Here is a 17,483-nt window from a genome sequence, read left to right as displayed (position 1 = left end):
CATAAATAGTTACAAATGTCTAAACTAATATTTGGCATATAAGTTGCAAAAAAAATCTAAATAGAATAAAATAAGTGCGGTGGTGTAGCAAAATTTAATCGGAGACTAAAATGGAAATAATTAATATAAAGAATCTTATTCATGAATATAGAACAGCTGATGAAGAAACAGAGACGGTAAGGGCCATTGACGGAGTATCCCTTGATGTTGAACAGGGGCAGTTTATTGTAATATTAGGTCATAACGGCTCTGGAAAATCTTCTTTAGCTAAACATATAAATGCCCTGTTAATGCCCACTGACGGAACTATCTGGGTAGATGATATGGATACAAGGGATGGTAAGCTTTTGTGGGACATAAGACAGACGGCAGGAATGGTTTTTCAGAACCCTGATAACCAGATAGTGGCAACCATGGTGGAAGAGGATGTTGCCTTTGGCCCGGAAAATATGTCGGTTCCCACAGGGGAAATATGGAAAAGAGTGGAGAAGGCATTAGGTGCCGTTGGAATGACAAAATTCAGGCACAAATCTCCCTTAAAGCTTTCCGGTGGACAAAAACAGAGAGTGGCAATTGCAGGAATAATAGCCATGGAACCGAAATGCATTATTTTAGATGAACCAACTGCCATGCTTGATCCGGTAGGAAGAAGAGAAGTTATCAAAACATTGCATCAGCTTAATAAGGAAAAAGGCATAACCATTGTTTTAATAACTCATTATATGAATGAAGCAATTAAAGCAGATAAAATCTTTGTTATGGACAAGGGAAAGTTGGCAATGCAGGGAACTCCAAAAGAAATTTTTTCCCGGGTGGACGAAATAAAAGGATATGGACTTGAGGTGCCGCAGGTTACGGAATTAGGTTATATGCTAAAGAAAAGCGGTCTTGACATAGAAGATGGAATACTTACTGTAGACCAGCTGTTAGAACAGATAAATAAGATGGAAAGAGATAATTAATATGTCGCTTAAATTAGAAAATGTAAGTTATATATATGAAAAAGGAACAAGTCAGGAAACTGCAGCCATAAAAAATGTTGATTTGGAAATAAATAAAGGAGAATTTGTGGCCATAATCGGTCACACAGGCTCCGGAAAGTCAACTTTGATACAGCATTTTAATGGCCTTGAAAAGCCTACGGAAGGAAAAGTTTTATATGATGGAAAAGATATATTTGACAAGGACTTTGATTTGCGAAAATTAAGGTGCAAGGTAGGTTTGGTTTTTCAGTATCCGGAACATCAGTTGTTTGAAGCTACTGTGTTAAAGGACGTCTGTTTTGGACCGAAAAACGAAGGACTAAGTAATGAGGATGCACGGATTAGGGCTAAAGAGGCACTGAAACTGGTGGGAATTGGCGAAGAAATGTACGAAAAATCACCTTTTGAAATGTCCGGTGGACAGAAAAGAAGAGTGGCAATTGCAGGAACACTGGCAATGAATCCGGAAATATTAGTTCTTGATGAACCTACTGCGGGATTAGACCCGGAAGGCAGGGATAAAATTCTTCAATGTATCAGTGATTTAAGGGAAAAACGTGGAATAGGAGTGGTTCTGGTGTCCCACAGCATGGAAGATGTGGCAAATTATGCAGACAGAATAATTGTAATGAATGGCGGAGAGGTAATGTATGATGATGTGCCTCACAAGGTTTTTGCCCATTACAGGAAACTTGAAAAGGTGGGACTGGCAGCCCCGCAAATAACTTATGTAATGCATGAATTAAAAAAAGCAGGATACAACGTAGATGAAAATATTATTAATCTTGAAGAAGCAAAGGAAAACATTCTTAAATGTTTAGGGAGATAAGATAAATGGCAAATATTACTATAGGACAATACTATCCCGAAAATTCAATAATTCACAAACTTGACCCAAGAGTCAAATTAGCAGGAACGATGATTTGTATAATTGTACTTTTTCAGATAAATACAATTGCAGGTTATGGATTATTTACAATATTTATGGCAGCAGTTATAAAAGCTTCAAAAATTCCATTTATGAAACTGTTGAAGGGAGTCAGGGGAATTTTATTTATACTGCTTTTTAGTGTGGTATTAAATATTTTTATGACAAAAGGCGAAATTCTGTTGGAAATAGGATTTCTTACCGTAACAAAAGAGGGACTTATAAAGGCACTATATATTTCCGTGAGACTTATATACCTTATTATATGTACCTCCATAATGACTCTTACAACGACTCCTAATGACCTGTCAGACGGGCTGGAAAAGGCATTTGGTTTCCTTAAGGTAGTGAAATTTCCGGTTCACGAAATTGCCATGATAATGTCACTGGCATTGCGTTTTATCCCAACTCTTATGGAGGAAACAGACAAAATCACAAAAGCCCAGAAGGCAAGAGGGGCAAGTTTTGATACGGGAAATATTTTGCAGAAAGCAAAAAGTTTAATACCTATACTTATTCCATTGTTTATATCATCCCTTAGAAGAGCCATTGACTTGGCAACGGCAATGGAAGCAAGGTGCTATCACGGAGGAAACAGAACGAAAATGAAACCGTTAAAATATGCTAAGCGGGATGCCATAGGATACGCGTTAAGTTTATGTATGATAGTAGTTGTAATAGGTGCAGACAAAGTGTTTGCATATTTCATATAGAGAGCAGGTTTTAATGAAAAGAGTAAGAATGATAATTTCCTACGACGGAACTAATTATTGCGGGTGGCAGACCCAGATTAACGGTATTACGGTGGAGGAAATAATAAATAGAGAATTAACAAGACTTCTTGGAGAAGAAATTGCGGTAATTGGTGCAAGCAGAACTGACTCAGGGGTTCACGCCATAGGAAATGTGGCTGTTTTTGATACGGAAACAAAAATACCTCCTGAAAAAATCAGTTTTGCACTGAATCAGAGACTTCCGGAGGATATTAGAATACAGAAATCAGAAGAAGTATCTACTGATTTTCATCCAAGATATTGCAACAGTAAAAAAACATATGAATATAAAATATTAAACCGCAGATTTCCAAATCCTATGGTAAGGTTGTATACTCATTTCGTATATATGCCTTTGGATGTGGAGTTGATGAAGGAAGCTGCCGGATATATAGTTGGAGAACATGATTTCGCCAGCTTTTGCTCTGCAGGAAGCCAGGTGAAAACCACTGTGAGAACAATTTATGAATTAGACATAAATAAAGAAAATGATATTATAGCAATTAAAATCAGTGGAAACGGTTTTCTTTATAATATGGTAAGAATAATAGTGGGAACCCTTATGAAAGTGGGACTCAAGGTGTATCCACCAGAGCATGTAAAGGAGATAATTGAGGCAAAAGACAGGTACATGGCAGGGCCTAAAGCACCGGCAAAAGGACTTACTTTAGTAGGCATTGAATACCAAGAATAGATTGTTAATTTTTGTAATAGAAATGTAATAAACAAAATGTTGATTTTGTATAGTTGCAGTGCTAGTATACCAATGATTAAAAGACATAATTACATCACATTTAATGAGAAAGGGAAAAGAAAATGAAAATGAAAAGAGTATTACATATTCACAAAGTATTAATGTTGGTTGCATTGTTTTTATGCATAGGTACATTAACAGTTACCTCAGCAGCCACAGTAGACAATAAGGATGGCAAGTCTGAAAAAACTACTACAGTATCAAAGAATACCAAGAAAAAGGCAGCAAAAAAGAAGGGAAAATTAGTTACAAAGAACGGTTATACATATTATAAGGTTAATGGAAAGTATGTGAAAAAACGCTTTGTAAAGATTAAGGGAAAAACATACCACTTTGGAAAAGACGGAACAATGACATTAGGATGGCTTAGAAGCCGTGGAAATTACTATTGTTTCAGCCGTGTAAATGGAAAAATGTTTAAAAACCGTAAGGTGGACGGAATTAAGCTGGATAAAAAGGGCAAGGCAGAAAAGACAGATTTAAATATTGATAAAATTAACACAATGATTACAGCAAGGTTGAAGGTAAATAAGATTTGCAAGGCTACAGATAGCAAGGAAGTAAAGTTGAGAAAATGTTTTGACTGGGTTGCCAAGGCACCTTACAAGAGATACCGTTTCCTTAACAAAATATATAAGCAAAAAGGCTGGGAATCAACGTTTGCCAATGACATCTTTAAAAATGGAGACGGATGTTGTGTTTCGGAAGCAGCAGCATTAGCTTTTCTGGTACATGAAAGCGGATATAAAACAGTTTATGTTGCCCATGACACGGAACATGCATGGATGGAACTTAACGGAAAAGTTTATGATACATTATTTGCCAGAGCAAAGGATTATGAAAAGTACTACGGCTTATCATATAAAAATTATTCATGCTGGGCGGTAGATAAGAGAAAGATATAAAATAGGAGTACGGTATGGTATTTAGTTCAGCGATATTTTTGTTTGTTTTTTTGCCGATAGTGTGTGCGTTGTATTTTTGTGCACCGGGCATTAAGGCAAAGAATGCACTGTTAATTATAGCCAGCCTGATATTTTACGCATTTGGAGAGCCGGTGTATATTTTACTTATGCTGGCCTCTATTGCTGTAAACTACATGTTCGGAAGGCTTATTGGCGTGTTTTCAAAAAATGAAAACCAGGCGGGCAGAAAGATTTGTCTTATATTAGCTGTAATAGCCAATATAGGAGTTTTGGGAGTGTTTAAATATACCGGATTTATTGTGGAAAATCTTAATCACATAAATGGAATAAATATAAAGAATCCTAATATTGCCCTTCCCATTGGAATTTCTTTTTTCACGTTTCAGGCTTTGTCTTATGTAATTGATGTTTACAGGGAACCTGAATTAGAGCAGAAAAATCTATTTAACCTTGTTTTGTATGTATCATTTTTCCCACAGCTTATTGCGGGCCCTATTATAAGGTACAATGAAATAGCAAAACAGATAAATAGCAGAAAATCAAGTATAGATATGGCAGCTGCAGGCATTCAGCGGTTTATAAGAGGTCTTGCAAAAAAACTAATTATAGCCAATGGTGCAGGTTATATAGCAGATGCCATATTTAAGTTAAACATAGGAGATTATGGCTTTTTTGTGGCGTGGGTAGGAGCTATAAGCTATACTTTACAGATTTATTATGATTTCAGCGGTTATTCTGATATGGCAATTGGAATGGCAAAAATATTTGGATTTGAATTTAGCGAAAACTTTAAACATCCATATTGTTCAAAAAGCATAAAAGAATTTTGGCGCAGATGGCACATATCCCTTTCTACTTGGTTTAAGGAGTATGTGTACATTCCGTTAGGGGGCAACAGAAAAGGAAAACTTCGCACAGAAATAAATAAGTTAATTGTTTTTGCACTTACAGGTATATGGCATGGTGCTAACTGGACTTTCCTTGTATGGGGAATGATACATGGTGTGGCAAATGTTTTAGAGGACACTGTAGGAAAGGGCATAAAAATAAAAAACAAAGTCATAAAAAATATATATGTGTGGTTGGTGGCAACAGTAGCTTTTGTTATGTTTAGGGCAGACACGGTGGCTGAAGGTTTTGGAATGATTAAAACAATGTTTACAGGCTTTACATTTGGAATAAATTCTGTAAGCTACATAGCTGAATTATTAAGTCCTTATTACATATTTATTTTGATATTGGCTGTGGCTTTTGCATATCCTGTAAGGGAAAATCTGCTAAGCTATGTAGATGGCAGAAGCGTAAAAGCAAAATACACCATAAATACAGCTGTTTACGCATTTGACATTTTGCTTGTTTTACTATGTGTTATAAATTTAGCAACGGCTACATATAATCCGTTTATTTATTTTAGATTTTAGGTGGTGATGGGAATGCAAAAGAAAATATTCATAATTTTATTTTTTATAATAATTTGTCTTCCGTCAGTAGCCATGTTTTTTTACAAGACGGATTTAAATGTGGAAAAACGTCAGGTTCAGGGTTTCCCGGAATTAAAGAAAGATGGGCATATAAATGGAGATTATTTTTCGGAATTAACGGATTTTTTCGCAGATAATTTTGCCTTCAGGCAGGAATTAATTGAGGCTGACGGTGTCATTAAAAGTAATGTGTTTAAGGAATCTAATAATGACAATGTAATTGTAGGCAAAGACGGCTGGCTGTTTTTCAGTGAAACATTAGATGATTATATTGGAAGAAACACATTGTCAGAGAGAAAAATATATTCCTGTGCAAAGGTACTTTCCCTGATTCAGGAAAATGCCAATAACAATAACAGAAAGTTTTTGTTTATAGCAGCACCGGATAAAAACGCCTTATATCCTGAGTATATGCCTTCGAGATACATAAAGATAAGTGATGTTAACAATTATTCACTGTTAAAGGCTGAAATGGAAAAGTTAGGTGTTAACACTCTTGATTTGCAGCAGATGTTTAAAAATGTAAATAAACGTGTTTATCATAAATTAGACACTCATTGGAATAATGAGGGTGCAGCTATGGCTTGTGGTTGGATTTTGGATAATTTAGGGAAGAGCCATTATGATTACAGCAATGAAAAGTACACTATTAAGAAGAACTTCTCAGGAGATTTATATGGCATGCTTTTCCCAAAGGGGAAGAAAAAGGATGAAAATGTAATTTACGAAAAAAAGCATACATATGAATATCTTTCAAAGACAAATAACGTGGAGGATATTTCTCTTGAAACTAAAGAGGATTCTAAAAAAGGGTCTATTGTGATGTACAGGGATTCTTTTGGAAATGCTTTGTTACCCTTTGTGGCAGATGAATATAACCATGGTTATTTTTCAAAGGCTGTGCCATATAATATAAATCTAGCGGATGATTATAATGCGGATGCAGTTGTTATTGAAATAACTGAGAGACATATTCCGTCACTTATTGAGGAAGTTCCATATATGGCAGCGCCTCTTAGAACTGAAAACTTATCGGTACAGACAACGGATAAGTGCAAGTCTGTTATTGAAATGGTGGACAGTGAAAACCAGTATCTGCCCTTTAAAGGTGCTGTAGACAAAAACTATTTAAGCGATGACGGAAATATATATGTAAGAATGTACAATGATAAAAATTCTTATACTTTTGAGGCATTCCCGGCATCCTATGAAAATGAAAAAGCAGATGGATACCATTTTGGACTTTATATTGACACGGCAGAAATTGCGTCAGGAAGTTATGATGTGGAAGTGATTTCTCAAAAGGGAAATGAATATTATACTTCCGGCAGCGGTGTGGAAGTGGAACTTGAGGAATAGATTAAGAAATAATTAATTTCGCAAAAAGATGTTTACAAGAAATAAAATAAATGTATAATGAATGATTGTGGAGGAAATGGAACATGAGAAAAAATATTTTAATGATTGCTACAGTTACAATGATGGCATTTGCAATTACTGCATGTGGTTCAGATAGCAAAGATAATGAAACAACAAAAGCAGAAACAACAGTACAGGTAACAACTGAAGAAGCAACAACAGTGGAGGAGACTACGGCAGAGGAAACAACAGAGGCTCCTACAAAGAAAGTTGTAAAAAAGAAGAAAGTTAAGAAAAATACGGAAACACAGGCACCAAAAGCACTTAGTCCGGAAGAAGCTAAGGCTACAGCTAAAAGTTATGTTGGAAAAACAATAGACCAGCTTGTTGCTGCAATAGGTCAGTACAACAGTATGGACAAATCAAAGAGCTGCTTAGTTGACGGTGAATATGATGGAATGTTTTATTATGATGGATTTACCGTTTCAGCATCTACAGAAAATGGTGTTTGGGTAATATCCAGCGTAGATTAATGATATAATTCGGATGATTATAAGGAAACTACAGTTTTTTATTGAAAAAAACTAAAAAAATCAACAAAAATTAATTGACAGTAAAAAATACTTATTATATAATAAGTTCTATTGTGACGTGTTATGCACGTTTGTTTTATGTCTTAGCCAAAGCCCCGGTATGGATATAGAACGTTTTATAAAAGAAATATTAAAAGATAAGCAAAATTTCAGGAGGTAAACCAATGAAAACATACATGGCTAGTCCAGCAGATATTGAAAGAAAATGGTATGTAGTTGATGCTACAGGATATACATTAGGACGTTTGTCATCAGAAGTTGCTAAAATCTTAAGAGGAAAGAACAAACCACAGTTCACACCTCATATTGATACAGGTGACTATGTAATTATTACAAACGCTGACAAGATTAAGGTTACAGGAAAGAAGTTAGACCAGAAGGTTTATTATCATCATTCAGACTACGTTGGTGGTATGAAGGAAGTTACACTTAAGGAAAAACTTGCTAAGAAACCTGAAAGTGTCATTGAACTCGCAGTTAAAGGCATGCTTCCAAAGGGACCTTTAGGAAGAAGCATGATGAAGAAACTTTTTGTTTATGCTGGTGCTGAGCATCCACATGCAGCTCAGAAACCGGAAGAATTAACATTTTAGTTAACTGAGAGGAGGAAATGATAATGGCTATAGAAAAGTATTATGGAACAGGTAGAAGAAAAAGCAGTATCGCTAGAGTATACGTTATGCCTGGTAAAGGAAATGTAACAATCAACAAGAGAGACATTGATGATTACTTTGGTCTTGAGACATTAAAGGTAATCGTACGTCAGCCATTAGCAGCTATTGATGCAGCTGATAAGTTTGATGTTGTTGTAAATGTACATGGTGGTGGATATACAGGACAGGCTGGTGCCATCAGACATGGTATCGCCAGAGCATTAGTTCAGGCAGACGCTGAAAACAGACCAGTATTAAAGAAAGCCGGATTCTTAACAAGAGATTCAAGAATGAAGGAAAGAAAGAAATACGGTCTCAAAGCAGCCAGAAGAGCACCACAGTTTTCAAAGAGATAATCTTTCAAGAACGAAGATATCAAGAAAAGCCCATTTTTCAAGGGTTACAGAAGTTGTGGAATGCCGTCAGATGTGCTGGAATTTACATCGAATGCAACACATATGCAGCAGGTATGCAACAAAGATATTGATATGTATAGGACATTTTTCAGTAGTGATATTGGGAAATGTCCTTTCTTTTTGCGCATGGCACCGATTGTTTCCTAAATTTCATTAATCGCATCTACAAGCTCCTTTATATCAAAGTGGGTATATACTTTCTCTGTGAGTGTCATAGCACCAGAGTGTCCCACAATCTTCTTGATAATCGTCTGATTAATACCGGCTTCTGCTAACATAGATATACATGTATGTCTGCAGCAGTGTGGTGTACGATTAATATTAAGTTGTTCCATAAGTGGCTTGAAATAGCTATCATAGTAGTTCCTGTATTCAAAATGTTTTCCGTCTTCTGTATGAAGCAGATATTCACATTCAGGGCAGGATTCATACCAGGCTTTGTAGTATGGCAGAATCTTGTCGGCGATTGGAACTTTTCTGATACCATTCTCTGTTTTACTACAGATAACATCAAAATACTGTTCGTCCAGATGAACATTTTCTTTCTTTAAATCGAGCAGTTCTGAAATTCTGACTCCACTATATATGAGCATCAATACTATCTGATAATATTTGTCTTCTTTCTGCTCCCATAGAAGGTCAATCTCATTTTTCTCGAATTTGTTTCTGTCGTATTTGTTAGGATTGCGATCCTTGTACTGAACAACATCTACATAGCCTGAATAATCTTTGTTGCATATATCATTCTTTAAGGCGTAATCATATAGCTGATTAAACAAAACTTTGATTTTCTTTAGTGTGGGATAATTCTTTCCACAGGTATCAATAACTGTCTGTAAATCAACAAGTTTGATATCCTTAAATACTTTGTTGTAAAGGGATTCACATGTCTTACACGATGCAGTATATCCTTTTACATTAGATTCAGAAATTGTAGGAAACTTACGCTTTGACCATTCATCATATACATCTGAAAATGTCATCTTGGCGGCAGTAGTATCAAATGGATTGTTGTTATATTCAGCAAGCATCTGCAAGCCTTCAGCTTTGGTTGCTGTATATCCAATTGTTATCATTTCCTGAACCTGTTTGTCTTTTTCCTTATCATAGTGCCAGCCTACAGTCTTTCGCACGATATAAGGCTTTCTTCTCTTACCGGAAAGTTTTACAACGCTTCCGTATCCGTTGGGTAACTTCATAAGCACCATCCTTTCGCTATTTACTAGAAAGCTGATAGCAAACGGATAAAATGATTATTATTCGTGGGTTACCTTTGTCACGCTTGGGCGAATTGTTTTCCATATCTCATAGTTGTCCTTTGTCTGGCTGCCAGATGCAAGAAGCTCTTTCATAGCCTGCCAGTCCTTTAAGAACTGTACAAGATTCTTATCAGAGAAAAATATTCCCGGTTCGCCATCAATGTCTTTGAGAGACACATCAAACTTTTCATCAATTGCAAATAGTAATGGTAGTACATCACCATCAGCTTCAATATCAAATTCTGCTAATGAATTGACATTTACATTAAGTGCTTCTGCAATCTTTCTTAATTGTTCCGGTTTAGGAATATTTTTTCCTAATTCATACTTGCGGATTGCAACTTCGTGTATTCCACATGCTTCACCTAGTTCCTTTTGGGTTAAACCACGAAAGGTTCGTATCAATTTAATCTTTTTACCTGTATTCATTGCTTCAACCTCCTGTGATTGTAAATGTAACACACTAATATTTAATAGTCAACATTAAATTTTAAACTATTGACAGAGCAAATAAAGGTCTGTATAATACAAAACATAACAGAGCAAGAAATGCTCTATATAAAAAGAGGAGGTGGTAGAGATGCCAGAAGTTATCTATCAGGGTGATTTACCAGCTTTTACAGGGAGAAATGTACCAATAAAAGAGATTGCAAGTGCAATAGGGAAGGACGCACAGTATGTAAGGCTGGGAATACAACAAGGATTACTCAAATTTGGAACGGCAATAAAGGTAGGGAGCTCAAATGAGTTCAGCTATTATTGTCCGGATAAAAAAGTTTGGGAAGAAACAGGATATTTTAACAAAGAAGCAGTATAGCAAGGAGGATGAATATGGTTGAAAAGCAGAATGTTGAACTGAAACTTATTCATATGGAGGATGTGGTTTCAAAGGAGGTGGAATGGCTATGGTATCCATATATACCATACGGAAAGATAACAATTATTGAAGGAGATCCGGGAGAAGGAAAGACAACTTTGGTTCTCAAGTTAGCGGCAGCTCTTAGCAGGGGCTTGCCGCTCCCCTGTGATGATGATAAAGAATATGAACCTATTCATATCATTTATCAGACCGCAGAAGATGGAATTGAAGATACGATTAAGCCCAGATTAGAAAAGGAAGGAGCAGATTGTTCCATGATTCGTGTTATTGATGAGACAGATAAGGAATTATTAATGACAGATGACAGGCTAGAGCAGGCAATAATTGAGACTAAGGCGAGGTTAATCATTCTTGATCCGATTCAGGCATATATCGGAGCTACAGTTGATATGCACAGAGCAAATGAAATAAGACCGGTGCTAAAGCATCTTGGAATAATAGCAGAAAAGCATAATTGTGCAATTATTCTTATCGGTCATATGAATAAGGCATCTGGCAGTAAATCAACATACAGAGGACTTGGTTCTATTGATATACAGGCAACTGCCAGAAGTGTTCTGCTAGTGGCAAGACTCCGTGATAAACCGAATATCAGGATAATGGCACATGATAAATCTTCATTAGCTCCAACAGGGGATGCAATAGGATTTGAAATGACGGAGGATAATGGAATGGTCTGCATAGGACCTTATGATATCACCATAGATGAGCTTCTGTCAGGTAATGAAGGAAGAGGAAAAAAGAAGCTCGACATTGCGGAGAATTTTATTAAAGAATACTTTGGTACAAATAAGGTGATTCCATCTAATGAAATAATGATGGAAGCTGCAAAAAGGAGCATTAAGAGAAATACTCTTCTATCGGCAAAGAAAAAGTTGGGTATAACATCAGATAAAGAAAAAGCAGAAGATGGAACAATTTACTGGACTTGGGTAATGCCGGAATAAAGAGTTTAACAATCTGGATGTTTGGAAAAGCAGATTCTAAATTCTAGGAAGAGTTTAGAGTCTGCAACTATAAAAAGTACAGATTATTAAACTCTTGGTAATAGTAAAGATAATATATAAAACCCTCGGAGAGCCCACTGCAATTTTGGCTTGCCAAAACTGCTAGGGGGTTATCATCTGTGGCAGAGCCAAGATGATAACTGCACTGCTCCGATAGATTTAACAGATAAAAAGGTAGTACAGATAAGGAGATGCGAATGGGAAATATTTCATATACAGCTCATGTGAGCAATAAGAAAAGTGCCATTACATCGAAATCTAAGCTTGCAGCTGTTGCAAAGCATAACCTGAGAAAATACAAATCATCAGATTATAGCAAAGACAACATCTGCATCATATATGGTACATCAAATTTGATTGATGATGTGAAAACAGTATATCATAAAGAATTCGATGAGGCATTAGAAGAATATAATAAAAAGCAGACACGACAAGACCGGAAAATCGAAGATTATTTTGAACATGTGGCAGGTAAGGAACAGGATATGGCAGTTGAAATAATAATTCAAATAGGCGACAGGGAGTTCTGGAAGCAATTTGATGATATGAAGTCATATATGAAATTGTCATATCAGATAATACTGGACGAGCTTAGAAAGAGGCTTCCACAGTTTGTAGTTGCAAATGCTGTGGTTCATCTTGATGAGGACAGTCCGCATATGCACATTGTCGGAGTTCCTGTGGCAGATGGATATAAGAAAGGTCTTAGCAAGCAGGTGTCAAAACGTAAGGTATTTACTAAAGATGTGTTATCACGAGTGCTGCAGGATGAGCTTCGAGAGGTGGCGAATAAAGAAGTGAATGACTGGTTTGGGAAACAGATAAAAGAAAAGTCGAAAGGTCGAAATCATGATTTATCTGTTGCAGAGTATAAGGTAGCTCAGGAGACAAAGCATTTGACACAATTACAAGAGCAGGTGGAAGAATCGGATAGGGCAGTTAAGGCAAATAGAGCTATTGAAAAAGAATATACGGATAAAAAAGATAAACTGGAGTCTGATATTTCATGCCTGGAAAGTATGCGGCGGATTAGTAAGTCGCTATCAGAAATGGATAGTAGAGAATCAAAACAGATATCAATGGAACTCGATGAAAAAAGATCTGAACTTCAATCGGTAAATGAAGAGCTGGCAAATGCTATTGAAAAAGCAGAAGATGCAGCGAAATTGCTTGATAGAATCAAGAATTTTGTATCGTCATTCAGATTATTTGCACCTACGATAGAAGAATATGCTAATCAGGTAGAAGCGGATAAGACAATAGAGGCAGGAAATTCATTCCGTGGAATATTGAATGAGCTGGGCAAGCTGCTTGGGGCATTCAAGGAACTGATTAAAGAAGGCTTATGCTGGTTTCCAAGACTGATGATATGGAAAACTTCTAGAGGAGAAGTGGCACCGGTATTCATAGAGAAAAGCGATGGCTATTCATATTCATTGTATGGATATATGAATGTGGGCACTAAGGAATATTACTCAAAAGAGAGTGTTCAATGGGAGATTACGGCAGGTAATCGTACTGGTACAGTTGAACAGATGGATGCTAATGTTGAGGCAATGGCAAGAGATTTGCAGGAGATATTGAGGATAGGAGCGGAGCAGAAGAGATTGTGGGAGGTGTATGAGGGGAGATAAAAATTATCAAAGGCTATTGTGACTGAAAAAGTTTTAATAGCCTTTGTGATACTTCTAAAGTGCAATAAAGGTATTTTCTTTATAAGTGGAAAAAACGGAAGATATATGTTAAAATTTATCTTGGATTTTTATATGAAAAAACAGATATAGGAACTTGTGTTCGACAAAATAAAATGATATACTATGAACAGAAAATATGTTCGAGGAGATAAGGCATGAATAGTGAAAAAAATAATATAGATATGAGTAATGTGATCAACAAATTGTTTGAAGGCGATTGCTTAGAGTATATGAAAAAAATACCAGCTGGAAGTGTGGATATGATTTTGTGTGATTTACCATATGGTATGACACAAAATAAATGGGATAGTTATATTCCTTTAGATGAGTTATGGAAACAATATAATCGAATAATAAAACCCAATGGGGCAATTGTTTTAACATCTAATGGAGTTTTTACTGCAAAGTTGATTTTGAGCCAACCTAATATTTATAAGTATAAGTGGGTATGGGAAAAATCAAAGCCAACTAATTTTTTGAATGCTAAAAAGCAACCATTAAGAAAACATGAAGATGTTTGCGTTTTTTATAAAAAACAGCCAACATATCATCCTCAAATGACAAAGGGAGAACCATATGATAAAGGAATAAGAAAAAATCAGCTTAGTGGTAATTATGGAGACTTTGAACCAGTGCATGTAGCAAGTGATGGAGACCGTTATCCTACAGATGTTATTTATATTAAAACAGCAGAATCAGAAGGTGCAGTTCTTCATCCAACACAGAAGCCTATAGAACTGGGCAGATATATGGTAAGGACATATACAAATCCAGGGGATATAGTACTTGATAATACTTTTGGTAGCGGATCATTTTTAGTGGCAGCATTGATGGAAGGGCGAAATTTTATTGGAATTGAAAAGAATGAAGATGTTGCATTGTTTAAAAAAGAAGAAATAGATTATATTGATGTAGCAAAAAGAAGATTATTCTTAGCATGGGAAGGATTAGATAAAAAAACTCGTAAATATATAAAAGAGGAAAATCTTATAGCAGAATTTAAAGAAAGATGAAGGTGAAATGTATGGGGACAATTATCAGAAGAAATGAAAGAAGTTGGGCAATCGTAATTATTTCAGAGATAAAAGTAATGCTGAATGGATTGGGATTAAAGATTAAGAGTGCAGGTGGAGAAAGCACACTCTCTGTAAATAAGAAGAGTATGTTTCCAGATGTTTTATTGTATGAAGATGAGGCACAGACTAAAATATTACAAGGCTGGGAACTCAAAATGCCCGATGTATTAATTACGGATGAGGCATTGATTGCAGATGCAACAAGGAAGGCAAAGGCATTAGGATTAAATAGTTTTGTCATATGGAATTTTACATATGGTAAATTATATTTACAGAATCAGCAAGGTGTTTTTGAGGAAGCTAAAGTATGGGATGGGACAAGTCATATTAAATCAAGAGAAGATGTTAGTACATATAAGGATGAATGGTTACCAATTATTAAAGATATTGTATTAACCGTAAATGATTTTTTAGTTACTGGAAAAATTACTACATCATCAATAACGGGAACTGTTTCAGAGTCAATAATGGCGGAATTGATACAGAGAAACAAAGAGATAGTTGCAGAAAATATCACAATAGAAGCAAGTCGTAATACAAGAATGGAAAGTAGAATTAAAGTATGGTGGAATGCTTTTCATGAAGAGTATGATAAAGATGAAAACAATATGTATTCTGCATATGCAAAAACAATATTGTTAAATTGGACTAACAGAATTATGTTTGCTAATGCAATAAAGAAATATCATAATTGTGCATATAAAATTAATCAAATTGATTTTACAATATCACCAGAGAATGGAAATCAAATTATTCAACAGATAATTGATGAAGGAGACTTTTACAATATATTCAAAAAAGTTGATTTCAATGAGTTAGTACCAGAGGATACTTGGATAGATATTGTGGATTTTAATCAATTTTTAGTTGATAACAATATAGATAAAATAGATCAATCAGTATTACAGGAATTACTAGAGAAAACAGTTAATGTTTCAAAAAGAGAGATAAGAGGACAATATGCAACACCTACAATATTGGCTGATTTCTTATCTAGAATCACAGTAGATGATTGGAATAAAGATTGTGCAGATTTATGTGCTGGAACTGGTACAATTGCAAAAGCTATAATTAAGAATAAGGCTAAAAGATTTGCAATGACGGAAAAGGCTTTCGTTAGTACTTGGGTCTCGGATAAATACGCATATCCACTTCAGATTGCTAATATATCAATAACAGATATTCAGGCAATAAATATACCATTAAATATGTTTCAACGAGACGTTTTTTCTGTTAATGTTGGCGATGAAATTAAGATTAAAAGTCCAATTGATGGAAGGGAAATAAAAAGGATTATTCCGAAGTTTGGAGCAATTATTTCTAATCTACCATTTGTTGAATATAATAAAATCGCGAAAGATGAACAGGAGTTTATTACTCAAATAAGAAAGAATATACAAGATAATACAGGTATAGAATTTACGTTAGGTAAAACAGATTTATATAATTTTATACCATTTAAGTTGTATGAATTATTAGATACTAATGGAAAACTTGGAATTATCTTATCAAATTCATGGTTGGGAACAGATATTGGAAGAAAATTTTTTGATGCACTGCAATATTATTATGATATAGAAGCAGTAGTTGCAAGTGACAATAAGAGATGGTTTAAAAATGCCGATGTTGTTGGTACATTATTAATAATGCAGAAGAAAATTATTTCACAACCTGATATACAACATAAAGTATCATTTTGGTTAGTAAGAAAAGATATACATAGTATAGGGGATGACGAGGTTGAAGTATTAGTAAATAGCATTATTCTGAACGAAATGTTGGATCCTAAGTTGGCGACATTTAAAAAGTACAGTTATGAGGAGATTAATAATATAACAAATTATGGACTTACAATTAATACTCTTTTTCATGATGTGTTATGGATGAAAAAGTTGGTGAATAAATTAGTACCTGTTTCAAAATTCTTAGATGTTAGGCGAGGAGAGCGTAGAGGCTGGAACGATTTATTTTATCCTTCCGATACAAATGATATTGAAGAAGAATATATACGTCCGGTTCTAAAAAATCCAGCTAGATTAAAATCATATGATGCAGAAACAGACATAGAAGCATTTTGTTGCCATAGAAGTAAAAGAGAATTAGAAGAGTTGGGGCATGAAGGGGCACTTACTTGGATAGAAAAGTTTGAACACATAAATAATGGCGTTGGAAAACCACTTCCAATTGCATTAAAAAAACCTGGGTGTTATTGGTATGAAATGGATGATGCGTCAAGAGCTGATTTTGTTACGGCATTGAATCCTGACAAAAGGCTGTTTGTGGCAAAATTTAAGGAAAGAACTTTTGTGGATCAGCGATTTACTAGAATGTTATTAAAATCCGAAAGGTATGATTCTGATTTGGTACATGCTGTTTTAAATTCTATATATGGAATGTTTGCAATAGAAGCGATAGGATTCGGAAGAGGGTTGGGAGTGCTTGATGCAAGTAGTGCTAGACTGAAAAATATGTATATGATAGATATTGATCAAATATCTCAACCGGATGCTGAAGAGATTATTAGACTATTTGATATTATTAAGAACAGAGAAGTTATGGATATTGAAGATGAATTAAAAGATCCGGCACGTAGAGAGTTCGACAATAAAGTACTTCAATCAATTGGGGCACAAGATTTATATGATAAAATAAAGGATTCTCTTTTATCACTTCAGCACACAAGACATTGTGTAAAATGAAA

General features: G+C 35.2%; 17 protein-coding genes. 15 read left to right on the top strand and 2 right to left on the bottom strand.

What is annotated here, in order from left to right; genetic code table 11:
- Positions 1–110 precede the first annotated feature (110 nt).
- The 10 genes from H8S00_RS04190 to rpsI all read left to right on the top strand — a co-directional run bounded on the left by H8S00_RS04190 (position 111) and on the right by rpsI (position 8,806).
- Positions 111–962, top strand: a complete 852-nt coding sequence (locus H8S00_RS04190; protein WP_021952748.1) for an energy-coupling factor transporter ATPase — start codon at positions 111–113, stop codon at positions 960–962.
- A gap of 1 nt (position 963) precedes the next feature.
- Positions 964–1,812 carry an energy-coupling factor transporter ATPase gene (locus tag H8S00_RS04185; protein ID WP_021952747.1) on the top strand — a complete coding sequence of 283 codons (849 nt, stop codon included), beginning with the start codon at positions 964–966 and terminating at the stop codon, positions 1,810–1,812.
- A 5-nt stretch (positions 1,813–1,817) separates the two neighbouring features.
- Complete coding sequence (locus H8S00_RS04180; protein WP_118588744.1) at positions 1,818–2,624, top strand: energy-coupling factor transporter transmembrane component T family protein; 807 nt, start codon at positions 1,818–1,820, stop codon at positions 2,622–2,624.
- Positions 2,625–2,637: 13 nt separating this feature from the next.
- A complete protein-coding gene (gene truA / locus H8S00_RS04175; protein WP_021952745.1) occupies positions 2,638–3,378 on the top strand; it encodes a tRNA pseudouridine(38-40) synthase TruA in 741 nt (246 codons plus the stop codon).
- 128 nt (positions 3,379–3,506) lie between these two features.
- Positions 3,507–4,343, top strand: coding sequence for a hypothetical protein (locus H8S00_RS04170; RefSeq protein ID WP_021952744.1), 837 nt, complete (start codon positions 3,507–3,509; stop codon positions 4,341–4,343).
- A 14-nt stretch (positions 4,344–4,357) separates the two neighbouring features.
- Positions 4,358–5,785 carry an MBOAT family O-acyltransferase gene (locus H8S00_RS04165; protein WP_118588745.1) on the top strand — a complete coding sequence of 476 codons (1,428 nt, stop codon included), beginning with the start codon at positions 4,358–4,360 and terminating at the stop codon, positions 5,783–5,785.
- A 12-nt stretch (positions 5,786–5,797) separates the two neighbouring features.
- Positions 5,798–7,204 (top strand): alginate O-acetyltransferase AlgX-related protein, encoded by a 1,407-nt coding sequence (locus tag H8S00_RS04160; RefSeq protein WP_186840030.1) that lies wholly within the window; start codon positions 5,798–5,800, stop codon positions 7,202–7,204.
- A gap of 83 nt (positions 7,205–7,287) precedes the next feature.
- Positions 7,288–7,737, top strand: a complete 450-nt coding sequence (locus tag H8S00_RS04155) for a hypothetical protein (protein ID WP_021952741.1) — start codon at positions 7,288–7,290, stop codon at positions 7,735–7,737.
- A 224-nt stretch (positions 7,738–7,961) separates the two neighbouring features.
- Positions 7,962–8,390, top strand: a complete 429-nt coding sequence (rplM, locus tag H8S00_RS04150) for a 50S ribosomal protein L13 (protein WP_021952740.1) — start codon at positions 7,962–7,964, stop codon at positions 8,388–8,390.
- A 23-nt stretch (positions 8,391–8,413) separates the two neighbouring features.
- Complete coding sequence (rpsI, locus tag H8S00_RS04145) at positions 8,414–8,806, top strand: 30S ribosomal protein S9 (protein ID WP_118588747.1); 393 nt, start codon at positions 8,414–8,416, stop codon at positions 8,804–8,806.
- A 203-nt stretch (positions 8,807–9,009) separates the two neighbouring features.
- On the opposite strand, the gene H8S00_RS04140 is transcribed toward rpsI, so the two are convergent.
- Together H8S00_RS04140 and H8S00_RS04135 are read right to left on the bottom strand one after the other, a co-directional pair.
- Positions 9,010–10,065: a tyrosine-type recombinase/integrase gene (locus tag H8S00_RS04140; RefSeq protein WP_109216602.1), complete on the bottom strand. Its 1,056-nt coding sequence runs from the start codon at positions 10,063–10,065 to the stop codon at positions 9,010–9,012.
- Positions 10,066–10,122: 57 nt separating this feature from the next.
- Complete coding sequence (locus H8S00_RS04135; RefSeq protein WP_109216603.1) at positions 10,123–10,554, bottom strand: helix-turn-helix domain-containing protein; 432 nt, start codon at positions 10,552–10,554, stop codon at positions 10,123–10,125.
- Positions 10,555–10,705: 151 nt separating this feature from the next.
- Here H8S00_RS04135 and H8S00_RS04130 point away from each other — a divergent pair, with 151 nt between their 5' ends.
- From H8S00_RS04130 to H8S00_RS04110, 5 genes are all read left to right on the top strand, one after another.
- Positions 10,706–10,942: a hypothetical protein gene (locus tag H8S00_RS04130; protein ID WP_014078576.1), complete on the top strand. Its 237-nt coding sequence runs from the start codon at positions 10,706–10,708 to the stop codon at positions 10,940–10,942.
- Positions 10,943–10,956: 14 nt separating this feature from the next.
- The gene (locus tag H8S00_RS04125) at positions 10,957–11,952 is read left to right on the top strand and encodes an AAA family ATPase (RefSeq protein WP_109216604.1); all 996 of its coding nucleotides are present in this window, start codon (positions 10,957–10,959) and stop codon (positions 11,950–11,952) included.
- A gap of 257 nt (positions 11,953–12,209) precedes the next feature.
- Positions 12,210–13,646, top strand: a complete 1,437-nt coding sequence (locus H8S00_RS04120; protein WP_109216605.1) for a plasmid recombination protein — start codon at positions 12,210–12,212, stop codon at positions 13,644–13,646.
- A 215-nt stretch (positions 13,647–13,861) separates the two neighbouring features.
- Entirely contained in the window at positions 13,862–14,719 is an 858-nt protein-coding gene (locus tag H8S00_RS04115; protein WP_109216606.1) for a DNA-methyltransferase, read from the top strand.
- Positions 14,720–14,730: 11 nt separating this feature from the next.
- Positions 14,731–17,481 carry an Eco57I restriction-modification methylase domain-containing protein gene (locus tag H8S00_RS04110; RefSeq protein ID WP_146190238.1) on the top strand — a complete coding sequence of 917 codons (2,751 nt, stop codon included), beginning with the start codon at positions 14,731–14,733 and terminating at the stop codon, positions 17,479–17,481.
- The last annotated feature ends 2 nt before the right edge of the window (positions 17,482–17,483 follow it).

It is taken from the genome of Eubacterium segne (assembly GCF_014287775.1).
GTDB lineage: Bacteria > Bacillota > Clostridia > Lachnospirales > Lachnospiraceae > Eubacterium_G > Eubacterium_G segne.
The sequence above is the reverse complement of the archived record's forward strand: the minus strand, read 5'-3'. Positions and strand labels throughout refer to the sequence as shown.

Excerpts from the sequence above, each read along its gene's own strand:
- H8S00_RS04190 (WP_021952748.1), top strand. The coding sequence starts at position 111 with ATGGAAATAATTAATATAAAGAATCTTATTCATGAATATAGAACAGCT.
- H8S00_RS04185 (WP_021952747.1), top strand. The coding sequence starts at position 964 with ATGTCGCTTAAATTAGAAAATGTAAGTTATATATATGAAAAAGGAACA.
- H8S00_RS04180 (WP_118588744.1), top strand. The coding sequence starts at position 1,818 with ATGGCAAATATTACTATAGGACAATACTATCCCGAAAATTCAATAATT.
- truA (WP_021952745.1), top strand. The coding sequence starts at position 2,638 with ATGAAAAGAGTAAGAATGATAATTTCCTACGACGGAACTAATTATTGC.
- H8S00_RS04170 (WP_021952744.1), top strand. The coding sequence starts at position 3,507 with ATGAAAAGAGTATTACATATTCACAAAGTATTAATGTTGGTTGCATTG.
- H8S00_RS04165 (WP_118588745.1), top strand. The coding sequence starts at position 4,358 with ATGGTATTTAGTTCAGCGATATTTTTGTTTGTTTTTTTGCCGATAGTG.
- H8S00_RS04160 (WP_186840030.1), top strand. The coding sequence starts at position 5,798 with ATGCAAAAGAAAATATTCATAATTTTATTTTTTATAATAATTTGTCTT.
- H8S00_RS04155 (WP_021952741.1), top strand. The coding sequence starts at position 7,288 with ATGAGAAAAAATATTTTAATGATTGCTACAGTTACAATGATGGCATTT.
- rplM (WP_021952740.1), top strand. The coding sequence starts at position 7,962 with ATGAAAACATACATGGCTAGTCCAGCAGATATTGAAAGAAAATGGTAT.
- rpsI (WP_118588747.1), top strand. The coding sequence starts at position 8,414 with ATGGCTATAGAAAAGTATTATGGAACAGGTAGAAGAAAAAGCAGTATC.
- H8S00_RS04140 (WP_109216602.1), bottom strand. The coding sequence starts at position 10,065 with ATGAAGTTACCCAACGGATACGGAAGCGTTGTAAAACTTTCCGGTAAG.
- H8S00_RS04135 (WP_109216603.1), bottom strand. The coding sequence starts at position 10,554 with ATGAATACAGGTAAAAAGATTAAATTGATACGAACCTTTCGTGGTTTA.
- H8S00_RS04130 (WP_014078576.1), top strand. The coding sequence starts at position 10,706 with ATGCCAGAAGTTATCTATCAGGGTGATTTACCAGCTTTTACAGGGAGA.
- H8S00_RS04125 (WP_109216604.1), top strand. The coding sequence starts at position 10,957 with ATGGTTGAAAAGCAGAATGTTGAACTGAAACTTATTCATATGGAGGAT.
- H8S00_RS04120 (WP_109216605.1), top strand. The coding sequence starts at position 12,210 with ATGGGAAATATTTCATATACAGCTCATGTGAGCAATAAGAAAAGTGCC.
- H8S00_RS04115 (WP_109216606.1), top strand. The coding sequence starts at position 13,862 with ATGAATAGTGAAAAAAATAATATAGATATGAGTAATGTGATCAACAAA.
- H8S00_RS04110 (WP_146190238.1), top strand. The coding sequence starts at position 14,731 with ATGGGGACAATTATCAGAAGAAATGAAAGAAGTTGGGCAATCGTAATT.